Origin of the sequence: Cohnella sp. AR92 (assembly GCF_003990975.1) — a bacterium.
Classification (GTDB): Bacteria; Bacillota; Bacilli; order Paenibacillales; family Paenibacillaceae; genus Cohnella.
Genome location: NZ_RZJR01000009.1, coordinates 1 through 18,167, shown reverse-complemented (window position 1 = coordinate 18,167; position 18,167 = coordinate 1). Strand labels below are relative to the sequence as shown.

The 18,167-nt window shown below is 56.8% G+C and carries 14 protein-coding genes; 10 read left to right on the top strand and 4 right to left on the bottom strand.

All coding sequences use genetic code 11. The annotated features are described in order from the left end of the window. The first annotated feature begins 12 nt into the window (after positions 1-12). From ELR57_RS15690 to ELR57_RS15680, 3 genes are read left to right on the top strand one after another with little or no spacing between them, the layout of a single operon-like run. A complete protein-coding gene (locus tag ELR57_RS15690; protein ID WP_126960051.1) occupies positions 13-2,169 on the top strand; it encodes a putative baseplate assembly protein in 2,157 nt (718 codons plus the stop codon). Positions 2,170-2,187: 18 nt separating this feature from the next. Beyond that, complete coding sequence (locus ELR57_RS15685; protein ID WP_126960050.1) at positions 2,188-4,248, top strand: phage tail protein; 2,061 nt, start codon at positions 2,188-2,190, stop codon at positions 4,246-4,248. 18 nt (positions 4,249-4,266) lie between these two features. Further along, positions 4,267-5,946 (top strand): hypothetical protein, encoded by a 1,680-nt coding sequence (locus ELR57_RS15680; protein ID WP_126960049.1) that lies wholly within the window; start codon positions 4,267-4,269, stop codon positions 5,944-5,946. Between the two features lie 195 nt (positions 5,947-6,141). On the opposite strand, the gene ELR57_RS15675 is transcribed toward ELR57_RS15680, so the two are convergent. After that, positions 6,142-7,794, bottom strand: a complete 1,653-nt coding sequence (locus ELR57_RS15675) for an MORN repeat-containing protein (protein ID WP_126960048.1) — start codon at positions 7,792-7,794, stop codon at positions 6,142-6,144. Between the two features lie 15 nt (positions 7,795-7,809). Then, positions 7,810-8,196: a DUF4280 domain-containing protein gene (locus ELR57_RS15670; RefSeq protein ID WP_126960047.1), complete on the bottom strand. Its 387-nt coding sequence runs from the start codon at positions 8,194-8,196 to the stop codon at positions 7,810-7,812. Positions 8,197-8,354: 158 nt separating this feature from the next. Here ELR57_RS15670 and ELR57_RS15665 point away from each other — a divergent pair, with 158 nt between their 5' ends. From ELR57_RS15665 to ELR57_RS15655, 3 genes are read left to right on the top strand one after another with little or no spacing between them, the layout of a single operon-like run. Continuing rightward, a complete protein-coding gene (locus ELR57_RS15665; RefSeq protein WP_126960046.1) occupies positions 8,355-9,407 on the top strand; it encodes a copper amine oxidase N-terminal domain-containing protein in 1,053 nt (350 codons plus the stop codon). After that, on the top strand, positions 9,404-12,154 hold the full coding sequence (locus tag ELR57_RS15660) for a HAMP domain-containing protein (protein ID WP_126960045.1): 2,751 nt from the start codon (positions 9,404-9,406) through the stop codon (positions 12,152-12,154). The genes ELR57_RS15665 and ELR57_RS15660 overlap by 4 nt, the downstream gene beginning before the upstream one ends. 19 nt (positions 12,155-12,173) lie before the next feature. Next, positions 12,174-12,704 carry a GNAT family N-acetyltransferase gene (locus ELR57_RS15655; protein ID WP_158630044.1) on the top strand — a complete coding sequence of 177 codons (531 nt, stop codon included), beginning with the start codon at positions 12,174-12,176 and terminating at the stop codon, positions 12,702-12,704. Between the two features lie 76 nt (positions 12,705-12,780). Here the strand turns inward: ELR57_RS15655 and ELR57_RS15650 are convergent, their stop codons facing one another. Together ELR57_RS15650 and ELR57_RS15645 are read right to left on the bottom strand one after the other, a co-directional pair. Next, the gene (locus ELR57_RS15650) at positions 12,781-13,461 is read right to left on the bottom strand and encodes an LrgB family protein (protein ID WP_126960043.1); all 681 of its coding nucleotides are present in this window, start codon (positions 13,459-13,461) and stop codon (positions 12,781-12,783) included. Next, the gene (locus ELR57_RS15645) at positions 13,458-13,835 is read right to left on the bottom strand and encodes a CidA/LrgA family holin-like protein (protein ID WP_126960042.1); all 378 of its coding nucleotides are present in this window, start codon (positions 13,833-13,835) and stop codon (positions 13,458-13,460) included. Before ELR57_RS15645 ends, ELR57_RS15650 begins: the two co-directional genes overlap by 4 nt. Positions 13,836-13,950: 115 nt before the next feature. Here ELR57_RS15645 and ELR57_RS15640 point away from each other — a divergent pair, with 115 nt between their 5' ends. From ELR57_RS15640 to ELR57_RS15625, 4 genes are all read left to right on the top strand, one after another. Further along, the gene (locus ELR57_RS15640; protein ID WP_126960041.1) at positions 13,951-14,865 is read left to right on the top strand and encodes a LysR family transcriptional regulator; all 915 of its coding nucleotides are present in this window, start codon (positions 13,951-13,953) and stop codon (positions 14,863-14,865) included. A gap of 110 nt (positions 14,866-14,975) precedes the next feature. Next, a complete protein-coding gene (locus ELR57_RS15635; protein WP_126960040.1) occupies positions 14,976-16,979 on the top strand; it encodes a dihydroorotate dehydrogenase in 2,004 nt (667 codons plus the stop codon). Continuing rightward, complete coding sequence (locus ELR57_RS15630) at positions 16,918-17,352, top strand: GNAT family N-acetyltransferase (RefSeq protein WP_126960039.1); 435 nt, start codon at positions 16,918-16,920, stop codon at positions 17,350-17,352. Before ELR57_RS15635 ends, ELR57_RS15630 begins: the two co-directional genes overlap by 62 nt. A 22-nt stretch (positions 17,353-17,374) precedes the next feature. Further along, positions 17,375-17,749, top strand: coding sequence for a nuclear transport factor 2 family protein (locus tag ELR57_RS15625; RefSeq protein WP_126960038.1), 375 nt, complete (start codon positions 17,375-17,377; stop codon positions 17,747-17,749). Positions 17,750-18,167: the final 418 nt, after the last annotated feature.

The following is an 18,167-nucleotide window of genomic DNA, read 5'->3' as shown; positions in this document are numbered from 1 at the left end:
GGGGGAAGCCGCATGTTGCCACTGCCGAATCTGGATGATCGCACTTTCGAAGAGCTTGTCCGCGAAGCAAGAGATTTGATTCCCCGCTTATTCCCGGCATGGACGGACGAGAACGAGCACGATCCCGGAATCACCTTGTTGGAGCTGCTGGCTTGGCACCTCGAGATGCAGCAGTTCCAGCTGGATCGAGTGACGGCCAGCCACGAACGCAAATTCCTCAAGCTGTTAGGGGAGGCGCCGCGGGATCGCTCGCCGGCGACGACCTCGGTCAGTTTCTCCAAGGCGTCCAAGCAGCTTCTCATCCCGTATGGAACGCTGCTTCGAGTCGGGGATCTTCCCTTCGAGACGGTACGTCCGCTTACCATCCTGCCGGATACGCAGAGAAAGATATTCATCCATACGGAAGAAGGAACCGCGGAAGTGACGGACGATTTCGAGTCCGGCAGCGCGCCGTTCTATCCCTTCGGTAAGGACAGCAAGGCCGGATCGAGCATGGTGATTGAATTTAATGAGTCTTTGCCGGAAGCAACGCCTTTGTCGCTTTGGTTCCAGTTGCACGATCAGGATTCGGATCACCGCATTCCCGCCCGGTACAAGCATTTCACGCCTTCCGGGCAGGTGGAATGGAGCTATTGGAGGGAAAGCGGGGAGAACGGAGAAACCGCGGAGACCGGCGGACGTTGGGAGCCGATCGATCTGGAGCGCGACGAATCTTATGGCTTCCATCAGAGCGGCCCGATTCTGTTCCAGATCCCTTCCGGCGCCGGCAAGGTGCACCGAATGAAGGCGGAGCTTATCCGAGGGGAATACAGCGATCCTCCCTACATACGAAGATTAATGTGGAACGAAGTGTTCGCGAAGCAGGGACAAACCATGATCCTGACGGAACGCTTCGACCGATCGGAGGCTGACGGTCGACCTCTGCGGCTTGATCATGCTTTGTTCCAGACCGGCTGGATCTCGGTTCAATTCCTCCGGGAAGATGGAGGATGGATCGACGTAAGCGAAGAGGCGTACAGCGTCCATCGCGGCGACGGGCAGGCATCCATTCTCTTTAACGAGGGTGTTCTTCTTCCGGCCGGAGAGCGTGGCATAAGGGTGATCGCCGCGACGGCGGAGTTCGAGGATCTGGCTTACCTAGGAATCGGCACCGGAATCTCCGGACAAGCCTATCCGATTCCCCTCCAGCCGATGCTTCCCGATCAATTCAGCTTGCAGGTCGGATGGGTAGAGGCAAGCAGCAACCGGGTGATCTGGTACGATTGGGAGAGAGTGCAAGACTTTGACGAATCCCATTCGGGAAGCTTCCACTACGTTATCGATGAAGAAGAGGGAGTCATCCGCTTCTCCGACGGATTGTATGGAGCGGTTCCTCCCTCGTCCGCGGTTCCCAACATCCGAATAACGGGCTATCGAACAGGCGTAGGCGAAGCTGGCAACATCAAGGCTGTCGCCATCAATGAGATCGACTTTGCCCCCGCCTTGCAGGTGACGAACCTGTATCCCGCTTATGGCGGTGCGGAGCCCGAGTCGCTGAAGGAAGCGATGCAGCGGGCAAGAATGGCGGTGCTGGAGCCGAAATGCGGCGTTACGGCCGAAGACTTGGAGAGACGGGTGCAGGAGATCCCTGGCTTGCGAATCGCGAGGGTGAAGGCGATTCCCGGGTACAAGACGTCGCTGTCGAATTATCCGGCGGAACGCTCCTTCAGCGATACCTCGATCGTCATCGTGCCTTACAGCAAGCGATCCTTGCCCAAACCGACCGAAGGCATGATAGAAACCGTGCGCAGGCATCTCGAGCCTTACCGCCTGCTCACCACCAAGCTGCACATTATTCCGCCGGAATACGTCAGGGTAACCGTGCGAGCGGTTATTGTCGTCGAACCTCGCTATGAGGGAAGAGAGAATGAAGTGAAAGCCAAGTTGTCCGAATGGCTTCAGCCTTACGGGCAAGACACGCTGAACGGCTGGGAATTCGGCAAGCCGATCTACAAGAGCGATGTCTATGACGTGATCCATCGGGTGCCGGGCATCCGGTACATCCAGGATGTGTGGCTGATGGCGGACGGCAGGGGCGTCTATCGCGAGGAAGGCGGCGACGTTCGCATTCCGCCGAACGGTCTGGTCGTCTCCGGCGATCACGAGATTGAATATATTACGTCATTCTGACAAGGAGGAGCGCTAACGGTGAATGATCCTAAATATTTCTCTTTCCGTCAGCCTCCCGATTGGAGGCGCGGCACCGGCAGCCAGCTTGCGATGGTCAAGAATGGCGTGACGATAGAGAGCGAGTTCGTGTACCGGCATGTCCGTCGGCATATGCTTCGCTTCCCGGAGCTTGTTCCTCCGATTGAAGCGGCGGCTGCGGCGGACGTCGACGGACGATGGTTCCTGCTCGACGGGGACGGAGTCGTTTGGCGAACGGACCTGGCCAGCAGCCACATCGAGAGGATCGTCTCGACGGACCTCTCCAAGTCCGGCCGTCGGGCGCGCTTCGCCATCACTCGCGATTCGGTAATCGTCATGCTGCCGGATCTGGAGACGACCTTGCAGTCGGTGTCTAGCGAGAATTCCCAGATCCGGTGGACGGTCTCGAATTGGAACGGAGAACCGTTCTACGGGGAGACGATGGCAACCGACGGAGAAGGAGGCTTCCTCGTGCTCGCCAACTTAAGCGGCCGCAGCGAAGTTTGGCTGTTACGCTTTAACGGCTCGGGGGAGGCTGTCGGCTCGATTCCGATTCCTTTGACTGAAGGGTTGGACTTGTCGTCCGTTCCAATCGAACGATTCGAGCTGACGTTGGGAAGGAACGGCCAATGCTGGCTCCTGGACAAGGAAACGAACTCGCTCATCCAAATTCGGCTTCAGGAGAATGCGGCGCATGCGGTGCCGATTCCCGAAGATGCGGGCAGGCTGCTATCCATCTGCAGCGACGGCGATGATACGCTGTGGGGGCTGCTGGATCCGAAGCAGACGAAAGGCACGCATTCTCTTATTCGCTTCCGCATCGATGGAACGATAATAGAGCGAGGATACGCGGGGAACGAAGGCGGGAAGAAGCTGTATGCCGGTCAAGGCTGCCTCTACCTGCTGGATTCGGAGCAACTCTGCATCCACTTGATTCGTCCCGTTTCGGAGACGGCGGTCTGGGAACCGCTGAACAGAAGGCTGGGCATCTGGATCAGCGAAGCCCTGGACAGCGGATTCGAGGAGACGGAATGGCACAAGATCGTCATGGACAGCACGCAGGAGAACGATACCCAGATTATCGTCCGCTGCTATGTCTCCGACAGCAAGGAAGCGGTGATCGGACCGGGCAAAGTGGATCTTGACCGCTATATCGCGGATCCGGCCATCGCGATGGAGACCAAACTGACCGAACTCGCCAGACTGTGGTCCAAGCCGCTGGCCGATCCTCAGGATGCGCTGCTGTTCAAGCTTAAGGGACGTTACTTGTGGCTCTACATCGAGCTCATCGGTTCCGAGAGCCACGCGCCTGTCGTGCATAGCTTGGAAGTGCATTTTCCCAGAAGCACTTATCTGGAGCATCTGCCTTCCATCTATCAGCGGCACGAGCCTAGCAGAGACTTTCTCGCCCGATACCTTAGCATCTTCCAGACCGTCATGGACGAGACGGACCGGCGAATCTCTCAGGTCACGCGAGTGTTCGATGCCGGGGGGACGGATGGACGATCCTTGCGCTGGCTGCTTGGCTGGCTGGGGATCGAAGGCGAGGATTATTGGAATGAAGAGCAATTGCGACAACTGCTCAAGCATGCTCACGTTCTCTATAATCTGCGCGGCACGAAGATGGCGATGGAACTGCTCGTCTCGATCTACACCGGCGAGAAGCCGATCATCCTGGAGTATGAGCAGGTAAAACCGTTGAAGGAGAATCCGGAGCTTGGCGAAGTGGCGGAGCGGTTATACGCGGCGGATCCGCACGTGTTCAACGTGCTGGTCAAGTCGGAGCACGCCGATACGGAGATGAAGCGGGTATCCCTGCTGCACTTGATCGACTCTTTCAAGCCGGCGTTCGCCTCCTGCAAGCTGGTCGTGCTTCAGCCTTGGGTCTACATGGATCTGCACTCTTATCTGGGAATGAATACCGTATTGTCTGAGCCAACCTTGCTGACCCTGGACGGCAAGTCATCCATGCCGCACCATACCATTACGATAGACCTGGGCCTAGACAATCGAATGGATCAACATACGAGACTCGGATTAGATTCTCGTTTGGATAAATGAGTTGAGAGGGGATCAAGGATGAACAGATCAAGGTACATCCCATTTGAGCGCAATCGTTATTTCTATGGCAAGCTGTTGACCGTTCGGGACTTTATGTCGGAACAGACTTACTTCTCCGATAAGCGCAGGCTGGTCAATCGCCTGCTGCACGGCAGCGGGATCGTCGCCGGGCTTCAAGTCGTTGCTGTCGACGACAAATCCATCTCGATCGAGACGGGGGCCGCGCTGGATCAACTGGGTCGCGAGATCGTCGTTCCGTCTCCGGTTACGATCAAGCTGTCCCAGTTGGACGGCTTCACGAATAATGAGTACGCCAAGAACGTGTATCTCTGCATCGCTTACGACGAGAAAGGCAAAGAGCCGGTGCATACGGTGGCCGGCGCGGCGGGACGCGACGGCGACGTCAGCGAGCATAACCGCATTCTGGAGAGCTATCGCTTGTTTATTAGCGAACAATCCCCTTCGCCAAGCGCTCAGGAATACGATCACCTGATCGAGGATACGTCGGTCTGGTATGGAGATTCGCAAGTACGCGTCCTTCAGACGGTGCCGCGTTATTTGGAGCCTGGTCAGGTATTCGACCTGCGGCTGACGATCGAGAAGACGCTGCAGACGGCGCACGTGGAATTCGAATACGAGCCGGAATGGATCGGCTTCGAGCCTGCGGAAGAGCTCCAGGATGGCAAGATCCGCTTCACCGAGCCTACGGACGGAGGGCAGACGGTCTACAAGCGGACGATCCGCGTTCGCGCCCTTCCCTTGGAGCCCGGCGAGAATCGGGTGGTCCGCACGATCGGCGCAAAGTCCGGATCGTCACGCCTGATCGTAGGGGACAAGCTGATCAACGAGCTGTCGAGAGTCCAGCATTCGATCGAGATCAGCGAGGAGAGCGCGGAGCAGCGGATGATTCGCTCCTTCTATTCTCGTTCGCTGGATCGCGCGTTGGAGTCCCCTTCCGATCCGTGCGTATACCTGGCCAAGATCAACCTGCTGCAGATGGGCGCAACCTATGTCATCGATAGCGTGGAATCGTTGCCGCTGCAGGATTACGTCGTCAATTCAACGATGCTCTACAAGATTCTGTTGTCTCAAGGAAGCATCACGAGGGAAGCGATCGAAGCCGTTATCAGCGGGGAGCCGATCCCGGCCGTGTCCGCCCCGGCGGAGGTCTTCCCGGATCTGAAAGAAGAGTTCCGGCTGTTCGAAGGAGAACAAGAGGAGCAGAAGAAGGAAGAGCAGGCGAAGTCCGGCGTCGTGGAGATCTCTATCCTGCCGCCTCCGAAGAAGAAATGGTATCACAGGCGCGAGCGGAACTTCTATTCCGAGGAGATCAAGCACGGCCTGGGCAGCGGGCCGGTATTCATCTCCGCGGGCTTGTCGGACGAGAAGGAAGAGACCGAGGTCATCGTGCCGGAGATGTGGAACCGCCGAGACGCGGTGTACTGCGGCGACCAATCCGTCTTCGCCAAGAGCGAGCATGCATCCGATCTCCCGAAGGTCTCGATCGGCTATGTCTATTATCCGAAGAAGGGGACGTTCCGCATCGGTGTCAAGGTCCACGGCAAGACCGAGCGAACGAGACTTCGCATTCGCTGGTGGGCCGTCAAGGCGGATAACGCATCGGAAGATGCGAATGCGGAAGGTACCTTGAACGAGCACTCCAGAGGCCGTCAAGAAGCCGCGGCGACGAAGGCATAAAGCAGAGGGGGGATCCTAATAGGATCCCCCTTTTTCATGTCTCGGCGTTACGGGGAATCGTAAAAGAAGCTAAGGCTTTTCCCAGATCTAACCCGAAATAGTCGGGTTACGAGACTCAAAAGGGGCTTGCGACCAATCCTAGAGTCCAGGGTGGTCGCAAGCCCCTAATTGGCTGCCTTCGTTTTTCGTTCCTCGTTACTCTCTCACGATCGTTCCGCTGAGCGGGAGCCCGTTTTTCTTGCCATCCAGCTCGAAACGATAGGTGAGCCCTTCCGCATAGAAGGAAGCGGAAGCGGATTGCGCGACCAGCGTGAGGGCGGGCCCTTCGGCCTTCGCGCGCGCGGAGAGCTCCTTGTACATCCGTTCAAGGACAGCTCCGCTGCCGATCTGAACCTCTTGAACGGCGGCCTCGCCCGAGCCTGAATCGTCCATCTCGACGATAAACGAAAGCTTCAACTCTTGGAATCTCATCTTCAGGGAAGGCGAGATGCCTGCTGCGGCTTCTGGCAGCTCCTCCGCGGATCCCTCTAGGGCGACCGGATCGTCGGAGAGCTCCGAACCCAGATCGACCGGAGGCGCGTTCAGCACGTCGACCCCGGTTGCCTTGCCCAGAAGCTCTTCGAGACGAACCGCGGACAACCCGAGGAAGGCGGAAGGATCCAACTCCCCATTCCGGAAGTATCCTTTGTAGATCGCGCTGCCATCTTCCTTATACCACGTTCCAAGGCCGTTCAACTTGCCGTCGACGAAGCTGCCTTGATATTGGAGCCTTCCTTGGTCGTCGAACGACTGGCCTTCGCCATGGTACTTGCCGCCGGAGAACGAACCTTTGTAAACCGGCAATCCGGTCTTGCCGAACAATTCTCCTTCTCCTTGATAGCTTCCGTTCAGGAAACCGCCGGCATAGACCGTCGTTCCATCGGTCGTATACAGCGTACCGCTGCCGCTGTACAAGCCTGCCAGGAAGGCTCCCTCGTATTTGACGCTGCCGCTCTCGTAGAATTCGGAGCCGGCTCCCGACAGCTTGCCGCTGATGAACTCTCCGCTGTACTGGACAACCCCGTTATCGTATAGCTTTTTGCCCGTGCCGTCGTAGTTGCCAGCCAGGAAACCGCCTTGATAAATCATCGTGCCGTCCTCGGCATACTCCGTTCCTTCGCCGTTATAGACGCCGTTCGCGAAGCCTCCCTCGTACAGCAGGACTCCCGATTCCGAATAGCGGCTTCCCGTCCCGTTCGGAGTGCCCGCTTTGAACTCTCCTTGATAGGAGACGTTCCCGTTCGGATAATAGAGCCTGCCTTGGCCTTCGTAGACGTTATCGGCGAACGCGCCGGTATAGATCAATTGCCCCTCTTCGTTATAGCGGCTGCCCTCGGTGATCAACCCGCCGGCATAGGTGCCTTGCTCCTTCAAATTGCCGTTCTCCCAATACAGCTTGCCCTGGCCGTCATACTGCCCGTCCACGAGGGAGCCTTCGAACAAGACGTCCCCGTCCTTGCTCTTCAGCTTCGCATCGCCGGAGTAAGCGCCTGCTTGACCATCTGCCGACACCGTGATCGAAGGCGTACGGTGAAGCATCTTGTTGATGAACTTGGGCGGTCGGATAAAGATGAAGAAGTAGAGTACGAGAAGGACTAGAATCGAGATGACGATGAGCTTCTTGGAGACGTAGAGGTTGCCGAATCTCACGTAGCTGGCTTTGGTGATTTCCTTCTGTCCAAGGATCGACTTGAAGAGTTTCTTGATGAACTTGGCGAGAAGCTTCGGCCAATTCTTCAGCCTCTTGAGCGGCATGACGATTTTCTTGACGATGGGGGTAATGTAGGGCTTTACGATTTTCTCGATCAACAGGGGTCGACTCCTTTAAGGAACTTGAACCGTCATTTGACCCGGGTTAACGACCTGGATCACGCCGCCCCAGTTGCACATGCATTTGGAACTGTTGTTAAGCGCGGGCATGTTGCCGATCATGACGGACGGCGAGCCTGGCGCCCATGGCGCTGCGGTCACCGGAATGCAAGGCATCGGTGTCAGCGTCCCGAACTTGGCGGCTGTCGCGGCGGCAACCGTCGGATTGGCCAGCGATTGGCACATGCCGAAAGGAAGGATATTCAACATGGGCTTATTATCCATGATGTTGGCGTATGGCATGGCTTGAATAACCCGATTAGCGGGCAGAACCATCAAGGTGCTCGGCGCCGCTCCGAAGCTGCATTGCAGGCTTGCGCCTCCGCATACCAATTGTCCCATATAGACTCCCTTGACCGTGACATTATTTAACTTTATTCTACTAATTCTATCAACATCCATCAATAAATACGAGAGGGCAAACACAAATCTGAAGATTTATAGTAGTATATGAGGTATAGGATGATTATGGCAATTGTCCATAGGCAGGAGACGAAGCAATGGGCACCTTTCGGAAAATAATAGGTTTGGTGATGTGCCTGCTCCTGGGAGGATCGCTAGCTGCCGCGGAAGAGGCATCCGAGCAACCGGCATCCGGCGGCAGTGAGTTGTTCGTCGCCTATGTATACGCCGCTCAGCGCGCCGCGATCTGGACCGACGATCTGACCGCCGCGGCCAACGCGAGCAATACGGCCGAGGTGAAAGGAAAGTTCGGCCTGCTCTCCGCGGAGGAAGTGAAGGCATGGACGGACCGGAAGCTGAAGGCGCGCGAGCAGCTCAAGCTGATGAACCAACAGAGAGATGAAGCCTATGCCCGATTGACGAACGGTTATCCCTGGAGCGGCGGCGCCGCGCCGCTCGTTCAAACGGCAGCGGTCCAAGCGGATTCCAAGCTGGATGCGGCGTTGAGACAAGCCCTCTTGGACGAGAAGTCGGCGAAGAGCCAAGCCGAATCGGCGGACTGGATGCTCCGAACGGGAATGATCGACGCCCTTCAGGCAGTAACGCCGAAGGAAGCATACAGGCAAGCAAGGCTGGCAACGGCAGACGCCAAGCAAGCCTATCTTCAATCCATCGTTGCGCAATATTCCAAAGCCAACGGTTCCCCGATGCGCGCGGCGACTTTGCTTGCCGTGCTGAAGCAAGGCTCGTTCGCCGAACTGGCGGACGAATGGATGAACGCCCTCTCTACTTTTATGACTCCGGTATTATCGAATACGGCGACTTCTTGCCTGACAAGGAACGGAGTAATCTACGTGCCGCTGAGGCCTTACGCGAGCGCGCTGGGTTATCCGATCATCGCGGATAAGGCAACGGGTCAGATAAGATTCAACGGAACGTCCGATTCGTTCGTCGTCGACCCTAAGCAGCCGCGACTCCTCAAGAATGGCCAGGAATATCCGCTTATCTCCCAGCTTTATATACAGAACAACACGACCTATGTGCCCCTTAGCTTCTTCTTGGAAACATTCGGCGTAGAAGCCGTTTGGCGCGAAGCGGATCAGAAGGTGCTTAAGATATCTCCGATCATCGGGAAGGACGGTTCGCCGTGAAAGTTAAATTTACCGCATTGCTGCTTGCCGTAATGGCAGCGGCCATAATGCTTGTGTCGTTCCGGGACTATTGGAGCCTTAACCCGTTCAAGAACGACGCCGAATACACGAACATCTCCCGCGTAGCGACGGATCCGGACGGCGACATCTATACGATCACAGATTCGAAGAAGGTCGTCCGGAAGACGGATTCGTCCGGCAAGCTGGTGTACTCCGTCGAGAGCACGCAGGACTCGGACTCGGATACGATCCAGCTGTTCAGCAGCATCGCGGCGGATGAGGAGGGCAATGCCTATGCTCTAGTGACGATATTGGATTCGTACGGCCTGCATGTATTCGGCGAACGAATCGTCCGAATCTCCTCGAACGGCAGCGATGTGAGCACGATCTACTCCTTAGACTACGCAGAGGAGGATAACCTGCTCCGAGTCGGCAACATCCAATCCCTCTCGACGAAGGACGGTTACCTCTACTTCTTCCGCAAGGATTCCAACACCGCATCGCTGTTGAGGCTCTCTACCGACACGACAGATACGGCGAAGACGCCGGAGGTTCTCCGGACCGTCGAGATGTCCGGCAAGCGATATTTGAATGAATTGGCCGGCAATGAGGAGAACCGCATCTTCTTTACCACGAAGCGCGGACGGTTGTATGCGGTCAACGACGGCGACGCCTCCCAGATCTACCCGCAGAGCAAGGATGCGCTGTTGAACTTCCCGGTCGGCATCGTTGCCGGGACCGATTACGTGTACTTCATCGATTACCATGACGCGGCGATCAAGAGAATGAGCATCGTCAGCCCGGACGCGCAGCCCGAATCCTTCCTGCGCTTCGATGAGCTCGCCAAATTATCCCCGAAGGTGGAATGGTCGGACTTCACGAGCCTCTCGGTCTCGGACGAGAGGATCACGATCGCGACAGGCGATCAGCTGATTCTGATGTCTCCCAAGGGGGATATTCTCTCGTACAAGACCGGCTATCGTTATCCGCGGCTGGACATGTGGCTGAAGCTCGGCTATTGGGCTCTGATCGCGGCGTTCGTCGTGTTATTCCCGATTTTTGTCCGATTCTTCTATATTCATATCCTGCGCCGCAGGCTCTTCCTGCTGCTGAAGCAGTTGGCCATTATCCTGCCGGTGGTTCTGCTGTTTATGGGCGGGCTGTCCTACTCGGTGTACACCAACTTCTCCTCCGAGATCAAGAAGAACACGGAAAGCCAGCTCAAGCTGCTGGCCGGTAACGGCAAGTATCTCGTGAACGGGGACAACCTGGAGAAGCTGAACTCGCCGCATGATTTCATGAGCGAGGACTACCAGGAGATCAAGCAGCGGCTGAACGGCGTCTTCTCCGAGGACGGGGAGAGCCGCGACGGCTTGTACAACACGATCTACCGCTATATGAACGGGCAATTGTATATCCTCATGGACGATGACGACAGCGTCACGATGTTCCAGCCGTTCCCGATCAGCGAAGAGAACCTGTCGGTGCTGCGCGAAGGCGTGGTGGTGTCGGGAGAATGGGAAGATTCCACCGGGCAATGGATGTACGCGCTCGGGCCGCTTTACAATTCCAAAGGCGAGATTATCGGCATCTACGAGACGGGCAAGGACATGACCGGCATCAGCAAGAGTACCTACGCGATGGTCATCAAAACGTTAAAAATCATCGCTTTGATCGCTCTAGTGCTCCTGCTTGTCATCACCTTCATGACGACTTATCTGCTCTCCTCCATCCATAAGCTGAGGCGCAGCGTGAACCTCATCGCCAAAGGCGAATGGGACGTAAAGGTGCAAATCCGAACGCGGGACGAAGTGGAGGAGCTCGGCGAACGCTTCAATATGATGGCCAGCTCGATCCGCCAATACATTCAAGAGATGACGAAGCTGAGCAACGCGTATTTCCGCTTCGTGCCGCAGCAGTTCCTGAAAGTATTGGGCAAGAAGAACATGACGCAGATCAGCCTGGGCGAGCAGTCCAACCGCCGGATGACGATGCTGGTGTGCAACATGCGCCAGTTCTCGGAATTCTCCAAGTCGTTGACGACGGATGAGATCTTCCGCTTCATTAATTCTTTCCTTAAGGAGTTCGGTCCGTCCGTTCGCGAGCATGGAGGATTTACGAGCCGTTATCTGGGCCCGGGCATGCTCTCGATGTTCCCGAACGAGCCGGAAGAGGCGCTGAAGGCGGCTCTGAAGCTTAGATCGACGCTGGAAGCCTATAATCTCGGACGGCGGACTTCGGGCTATGAGCCGATCGACATCGGGATTGCCATCCATACGGCGGATGTCATGATCGGCATCATCGGTGAAGAGCAGAGACTGGAAGGCAGCGTCGTTTCCGCCGACGTGGACCTGACGCTCGGCCTGGAGAAGCTGTCGGCGAAGCTGGGCGTGCAAGTGTTGATGACCGAAGACTCGATGCGGTCGATGAAGAAGCTGCCGCAGAGCTCCTATCGGAAGCTAGGCTCTTTCCAGTTGGACGGAGAGAGCCAGCCGATCGAGCTGTTCGACTTGTATGAAGGAGATCCGGATCATATCCGCAAGCTCAAGCAGGAGACGAAGGAGTCGTTCGAACGGGCGGTGGAACTGTTCCGAAGCGGACGCTTCTACGACGCGAGAGAAGTCTTCGTGGCCGTCGTGAAGAAGAACCGATACGATTTGGCGGCGAAACTGTACTTCTTCGAATGCGACCGGTATTTCCAGGAGGGCGTCAGCGAGCAATGGAACAATGCGCTTAAGATTTCTTGATTGAGGAGGAATGGCAGCGATGCTGAACACAGTAGAGCAGGGGACTCACCCATTAAAGATTAAGAAAGTGAACAGCGGAACGGAAGCGGGGCGAGTCTCCGACTTCCTGCTCGGAGAGAATTGCTTCGACGACCAGCGGTTCACGCCCGGCGAGACGGAGCAGCTTCGTTGGCTGCCGATGCGCAGCTTGCAGGAATCCCACGTGAACTGCTGGTACACGGAAGAGCACGGGGAAGTGGTCTCCGCCATTATCTTCGTCGAGAACGAGCACCGCAGCGGCGGCTATCGCTTCGAATACTTCGGCGTTCATCGCGATTATCGCCATCGCAAGCTGGGCTGGCAGCTGATCGAAGCGATGTTCGAGTATTGCCGGTCCCAGAATGGCCGCTACATCGAGACCTTTACCTGCGACTTGCCCGAATACGCCAGCGCGCGCAAGATGTTCGAACGCAACGGCTTCTCCTTCATGTGCCATCTGCCCGATTATTATTACCCGGGAGAAGGCAAGCTATTGTATATCAAGAATCTGCAGGAAGCCGTTGTCAGCTGAGCGCGAAGCTTTCGCCGAACGGCAAAGAACCCCCGATCCCATAAGATCGGGGGTTCAACATTTCTTGGCTGCTTCCTTACAGGAACCAAGAAGTGACCCACGGGGTCGCGAACAAGGTGACGAACGCCGTTACCATCATGGCGATGGCGGCGATCGAACCGGTGGCGTCATCGTACTCGAGCGCTTTGCTGACGCCGGAGGAGTGGGAGCTTGTTCCGAACAGAACTCCTCTGGCCAGAGGGGATCGAATCCGGAATGCTTTGACGACGAGAGGTCCCATGATCATGCTCATGACGCCGGTCACGAGCGTCGCCACCGCGGTGATCGTCGGCAGGCCGCCGATCCGCGAGGAGATGGACATCGCGATCGGCGTTGTCGCGGAGCGAGGCGCCAAGCTGTCGACGATCGAAGTGGAGAGGCCGAAGAGTCGCGACAGGCTAACGGTCGTGACGATTGCCGCGACAGCCCCGAGGCAGACGCTGACCAGAATCGCGCCGGCGTTGCGTTTCATCTCGGAGACATGTTTGTATAGGGTAACCGCAAGCGCGATCGTGGCCGGTCCGACAAGGTCGGACAGCAGGCCCGCTCCTCCCTCGTAAGAAGAGTAGGGCACCTTAAACAGCAAGATAGCCGCGATAAGGAGAACCGGAGTGACGATAAGCGGAGTCAGATAGATCTTCGGATATAGGCGGTACAGCTTCTTGGACAGCAGGTAGACGGCGATGGTGCAGGCCAGCCAGAAGAAGGAGGCGATCATGACCGTCCCCCCTTAGGCTTGCCGGCGAACCATTGCCCCATAAGGCCGGAACAAAGCATGACGGCGAAGGTGCTGCACAGAATGACCAAGGCGATGGCGACGCCTTGATGGATAACCAGGCTTTTATAATTGATAATGCCCACCGTTGCCGGAATGAAGAACAGCAGCATCTCCGCGAGCAGCCACTTCGATCCAAGCTCGATCCAATCCAGCTTGACGACCTTCAGCTCCAGCAGCGCGAACAGGATCAGGATGCCGAGGATCGTTCCCGGAATAGGCAGATGCAGCCATGCGACGACTGCGTCCGCTCCCTTGGCCAATAGGACGAAGAAGGCAACCTGAGCGACCGTGGCGAGCAGCGTTTTGACATTCATGATGAGGATCCCCTTTCGTTACTCTTCTAAGTATACAGAGCGTATTTTCATAGGTAAAATGAATATATCGAATGATTTACATTCCAATTGGCTATATATCGGAGGGACAAGAGAAGTGGAGATTCGGCACCTGCAGGTCGTCGCGGAGATCGTAAGGCAAGGCAGCTTCACGAAGGCGGCGGAAGCCATGCATATCACGCAGCCTACGATCAGCAAGATGGTCCGGAACTTGGAGAATGAGCTTGGGGCCGAAGTGTTCGCGAGGGACGGGAAGCAAGCGAAGCTGACGGCCGCCGGAGAAGCGATCGTACGCTATGCCGAGCCTATCCTGCAGTTGTTCGGACAGCTCAAGACGGAGATCGGCGACCTCACCTATCTGAACAGCGGCAGCATCCAGGTCGGGCTTCCACCGATGGCGGGATCGCATTTTTTCCCCAAGGTCATCAAGAAGTTTCAGGAGCGCTATCCCGGCATCTCGCTGAGGCTGGTGGAGGACGGCGCGAGCCGGATCGAAGCGAGCGTCGCGGACGGAGCGCTTGATGTCGGAGTCGTGCTCTGGCCGATCGATACGGATACGTTCGAATCGTTCCCGCTCGTTCAAGAACGGCTGCGGGTGATCATGCATCCGGGTCACCGTCTGGCCAACCGCCGAAATGTCGAGCTGGCCGAGCTGGCGGAAGAGAGCTTCGTTCTGTTCGGCAGCGGATTCGCGCTTCATGACCGCATCATCGCGGAATGCCGTTCGGTCGGCTTCGAGCCCCGCATCGTCCATGAGAGCTCCCAATGGGATTTCATCGGACAGATGGTCGCCGAAGGCCTCGGCATCGCCATGCTTCCGGATACGATCTGCAAGACGCTTGGCACGGAGAAGGTGAGCGCCGTTCCCTTGATCAATCCCGTCATTCCATGGGAGCTGGTCATGGCTTGGCGAAGAGAGGGCTACCAGAGCTTGGCGGCGAGGGAGTGGATCCGCTTCACGAAGGAGCTGTTCGCGGAGGAACAAACCTCGACCGGCATGGAGCGCGGGTAATGGTTCTCCCGAATTCGAGAAAACGGTTGCGCGGGTTCCTGGAAGTTTGATAGGATGGCACCATAATAAGGAAAAATGCCTCGTACCCCTGCATCGGAGAGTGAGCGCTAGTGCCGGACTGGTCATATCGCACCTTTTTTCGTCCTCTCATGTTCAAGCTGCCGCCGGAGACGGCCAGGGACTTCACCCTGAGGCTGTTCGGCGGCTTGGGACGCTCGCTCTTCGGGGCGTTCGTCATTCGGACGTTCGGCCATATGGAATTGTCCCCTCTGCTGGAGGGCAAGCTTGGCGGGGTGCCGATCCGATATCCGGTCGGCTTGTCAGGCAGCTTGGATATGCACGGCTATGCGGAACGCGGGCTCGCCCAGATCGGGTTCGGCTATGCGGAGGTCGGTCCCGTGACCTTGGAGGATCGCTCGGCTTGCCTTCGGATCGATCGGGATGTCTCCCGGGAGACCCTGATCTACTCCGATTCCGGAGCAAGCGACGGCGTTCAGCGAATCGAAGCCAGATTGAAGCGAAGCCGCACGAAGCAGCCTCGCTTTATTCGGCTGCGTTCGTCCGACGATTCCTCTCCCTCGGCCATTCCGGACGAGCTCGCAGCGCTCGCGATACGTTTAACTCCTTATGCTTCAGGGTGGTTCGTCGAGCTTCCGGCCTTCTGTTGGCAGGAGGGAGAGAAGTTGCCGACCGAGCTGCTGGAGGGAATTTATTCCCGGCTTGCGGCGGTCCGATCGGAGCTGCCGATCCTGCTCTGTTTGCCGCTAGAGCTTAGTCAAGCTCATCTGGAGCCGCTGTTGGGCGAGTTGAAGAAGCAGCCGTGGAACGGGGTCGTCATCGACGATGCGATCCGCACGGAGCGCGGCTTCGAGATCGGTCCGGAGGGCAAAGGCCACGCGCTGAGATTGCTTGAGCAGATAAGGCCGCGCCTCTCGCCGGGGCTAACGATCGTCTGCAAGGCCGGCGTGAACGAACCGCAGGACGCGCTCGATCTTATGGAAGCGGGAGCGGATTGCGTCCAGCTTCACGCCGGGCTCGTCTACTCCGGACCGGGATTGCCGAAGCGGGTGAACGAAGCCGTCCTGTACGAGCGAATGCAGGCTTCTTCCGCCGAACAGGAACGGCCGGAGAGTCGTCCTTCGTTCTGGCGAAGCTGGGGATGGATGTGCCTGCTCGGCATCGGCATGATCGTCGGGGGCCTTCTTGCTTGGCTGGTTGCGATAACCTCCGTGCTGCTTCCTTACGACGAGGAGTACCTAGGAATACGGGGCAGCGAGCTTCGGCAGCTTTATCCTCGCCTGCTCCGCTTCATGTCGCATGACCGAATTACCTTGGCGGGAACGATGGTCTCGATCGGGGTCATTTATTTTCTATTGGGGAGATACGGCTTGAGGGCGGGCCTGCACTGGGCGAGGACGGCCGCCGTCGCCTCTTGCGCCGTCGGCTTCGCGAGCTTCTTCCTCTACCTCGGCTACGGGTATTTCGACCCGCTGCATGCCATGGCGGCCGTTCTCCTGTTTCCGATGTTCCTGATGTCTCTCCGATCAAGGGGAGATCGAGCGCTCGTCCATCCTCCTAACCGGAAGAACGATCGGGCCTGGCTGCTCGGCCAGTGGGGGCAGCTCATGATGGTCGTTCTCGGCTTTGCGTTCGCTATCGGCGGACTTGTTATCTCCGGCGTTGGAATAACGGGTGTCTTCGTCCCGACGGACCTGGATTATATCTGCATGGGTACCGACGAGCTCAAGGGCATCAACGACCGTCTCCTGCCGATGATCGCTCACGACCGCGCAGGCTTCGGAGGCGCATTGTTCTGCGACTCCATCGCCATTCTGGGCACCGCCCTGTGGGGGATCCGGCAGAACGAACGGTGGGTCTGGTGGTTGTTCCTCATCGGCGGAGTTCCGGGCTTCTGGGGCGCGTTCAGCGTTCACTTGGCGATCGGTTACACCGACTTCGTTCATCTACTGCCTGCTTATTTTGCGCTTGCCGTCTATGTCGCCGGACTGATTCTGTTATATCCGTTTCTTATGAGGGGGAGGCCAACTGCCTATGCTAGAGATCAAACCGATTACAAGAGAGAAGCTGAAGGAACTGTGCGAACTGTACGATGAACTGATCGGGAGAAAAACGAACTTTGGGAAAATGGCCGAGATTTTCGGAAAAATAGTCGAGAACCCCGGTTATCATCTCTTAGGGGCTTATCTTGAGAATGAATTGGTCGGTTCCTTAATGGGAATCGAATGTCAGGATCTTGTGGGAGAATGCAAGCCATTTATGGTGATCGAGAATGTCATCGTCTCGAACCGCGCTCGAAGGCAGGGAGTTGGGCGGAGGTTGATGGAAGCCATTGAAGGAGTCGCCAAGGAAAGAGACTGTTACTACATCATCTTCGTGTCAGGCGGCCAGAGAAAAGAAGCCCATGCCTTCTACGAGAAGCTGGGATTCAAGGACGAGCAGGTCGAGGGGTTTCGGAAGCATTTATAAATGGGAAGGATGAGCAGCAGCTATGGGGGATTCCCATAAAGAAAAGGCAGTATCGTTCTTGGAGATGGTGGCATCGGGAGAAGTGCGTGAAGCGTACCGGAAGCATGTGGGTCCAGAATTTCGGCACCATAATCCTTATTTCCAAGGGGACGCCCACTCGCTAATGCTCGCAATGGAAGAGAACGCCGCCAACAATCCCGGTAAAATCCTGGAGGTTAAAAGGGTCATCGAAGAAGGAGATACCGTTGCGGTTCACTCTCACGTTCGCCAGAATCAGGAGGATATCGGGGGAGCGGTGGTCCATATTTTCCGCTTCCAGAACGACCTTATCGTCGAACTCTGGGATGTGGGGCAGCCCATTCCGGCGAACTCGCCCAATGAGTACGGCGTGTTCTGATGGACGGATTCTAACGGAACTCAGAGCCGCTATTTCTCGCATTTATGGCCATATCGAATTGTAACGGAACGGAAGGCCGTTATTTTTGGTCAAAGACCTGAAGTAGGGGGTATTCGTCTAAAATAAGGTCTCTCCGTTCCGTTGCTATGAACGTTTTAGTCAAGCCCTTCGTATTTGTTCTGTTTTTACTCAAGCACTAGGCACAGGAGCAAATATGCGAGCGACGGTTGGCACGCTGCTATCCGTGGGTTGGTTACCACATTTTATGCCTTCGTCAGGGAGAGCAAGCGCTAGCTAGAAACGCACGTTCGACGAATCCTCGTCTAGTGCAAACGGAAAACGCGAATTCTCTCCTGAAACCTTCCATTTGCTCCTGGGCCTAATGCTCGAGCGGGAGCTTGTCAAGCGCATTCCTTGA

Excerpts from the sequence above, each read along its gene's own strand:
- ELR57_RS15690 (WP_126960051.1), top strand. The coding sequence starts at position 13 with ATGTTGCCACTGCCGAATCTGGATGATCGCACTTTCGAAGAGCTTGTC.
- ELR57_RS15680 (WP_126960049.1), top strand. The coding sequence starts at position 4,267 with ATGAACAGATCAAGGTACATCCCATTTGAGCGCAATCGTTATTTCTAT.
- ELR57_RS15670 (WP_126960047.1), bottom strand. The coding sequence starts at position 8,196 with ATGGGACAATTGGTATGCGGAGGCGCAAGCCTGCAATGCAGCTTCGGA.
- ELR57_RS15665 (WP_126960046.1), top strand. The coding sequence starts at position 8,355 with ATGGGCACCTTTCGGAAAATAATAGGTTTGGTGATGTGCCTGCTCCTG.
- ELR57_RS15655 (WP_158630044.1), top strand. The coding sequence starts at position 12,174 with ATGCTGAACACAGTAGAGCAGGGGACTCACCCATTAAAGATTAAGAAA.
- ELR57_RS15650 (WP_126960043.1), bottom strand. The coding sequence starts at position 13,461 with ATGATCGCCTCCTTCTTCTGGCTGGCCTGCACCATCGCCGTCTACCTG.
- ELR57_RS15645 (WP_126960042.1), bottom strand. The coding sequence starts at position 13,835 with ATGAATGTCAAAACGCTGCTCGCCACGGTCGCTCAGGTTGCCTTCTTC.
- ELR57_RS15630 (WP_126960039.1), top strand. The coding sequence starts at position 16,918 with ATGCTAGAGATCAAACCGATTACAAGAGAGAAGCTGAAGGAACTGTGC.
- ELR57_RS15625 (WP_126960038.1), top strand. The coding sequence starts at position 17,375 with ATGGGGGATTCCCATAAAGAAAAGGCAGTATCGTTCTTGGAGATGGTG.